General features: G+C 71.2%; 1 protein-coding gene. It reads left to right on the top strand.

Annotated elements, in window-relative coordinates:
• Positions 1-354 (top strand): hypothetical protein (locus G6R25_RS24700; RefSeq protein ID WP_205447480.1); only part of this gene is annotated, 354 nt, incomplete at both ends.

Here is a 354-nt window from a genome sequence, read left to right as displayed (position 1 = left end):
ACCGCTCACCTGCGCGGCGATCTGGTGTTCGTCGATGGCAAGGGTGAGGAGGCCACTCTCTGGGACGGCGTCTGCCGGGTGGCGGTCACCGCCGTCGAGATCAACGCGGTGATCGATGAGGTCCACGCGGAGATGACCCGCCGGGCCATCGAGCTGAAGCGACGCCGGCTCAGCCGGTGGGACGGCCCCCAGCTCACCGTGCTCATCGACGAAGGCCAGGTGGTCCTCGCCCAGGTCCGCCGGGACAAGGGCCGGCTGCAGCGTCTGGTCGAGCTGTCGAGCCTGGGCCGGTCGCGGGGGGTGGTGCTGTGGTGGGCCACCCAATATCCGGTCACCGACGGCGCCGCTCCGGGC

The organism is Candidatus Frankia alpina, from assembly GCF_902806485.1.
Taxonomy (GTDB): domain Bacteria; phylum Actinomycetota; class Actinomycetes; order Frankiales; family Frankiaceae; genus Frankia; species Frankia alpina.
Note: the sequence above shows the minus strand (reverse complement) of the source record. Positions and strands in the feature narration are given on the sequence as shown.